We start from the raw sequence: 617 nt of genomic DNA on the forward strand, positions 1-617 counted from the left end.
CGTTTTAAGGCGATAAACGTAGCGTCCAGATAGATGCAGGCATAGCGTTTCGCTAATGGCCGGCATCGAAACGCCTCCACTTCGGCTTCCATCGTCTGGGTCATGTTGGAAATGGTCTGCGGCGTGTAATGATGGCCGTACATGCGTTCCAGGAGATCGGCGATCTCCGCAGTGGTGACTCCCTTGTGGTACATATGCATCACAAACGCTTCCAGCGTGTCATTCGTCCGTTTGTACGGCGCGACCGTCTGTTGGTGAAAATCACCGTTCCGATCCCGGGGAATCGCCAACGACAGCTCTCCAAATTCGGTTTTCAGGGTGCGCTCGTACGTACCGTTGCGGGAATTGCCGGAACCAATGCCGGCCGCATCGTATTTTTCGTAATCCAGAAAAGACGTTAATTCGGTTTGAAGCAGCTGATTGACGGCGTGTTCCAAATGAGATCGGAAGATCTCGTTGACATCCTGATGTTGGACTAGAGCGTGAGCAATATCTGTAGTAAAATTATTCATAGGGAAGTCCTCTTTTCTGTGAATGTGGTCGGCTAACTTCATTCTACTAGAAAAGGACTTCCTTTTTTCGTGTTCGCTCGTTTACACAAAATATTTTACGCTCTC

Annotated in this window: 1 protein-coding gene; it reads right to left on the bottom strand. The window is 49.3% G+C overall.

What is annotated here, in order from left to right; translation table 11 throughout:
- Positions 1–512 (bottom strand): transposase (locus Q0757_RS16900; protein WP_298789290.1); only part of this gene is annotated, 512 nt, incomplete at its 3' end.
- Positions 513–617: the final 105 nt, after the last annotated feature.

It is taken from the genome of uncultured Marinococcus sp. (genome assembly GCF_947493875.1).
In the GTDB taxonomy this organism is placed as follows: Bacteria; Bacillota; Bacilli; order Bacillales; family Marinococcaceae; genus Marinococcus.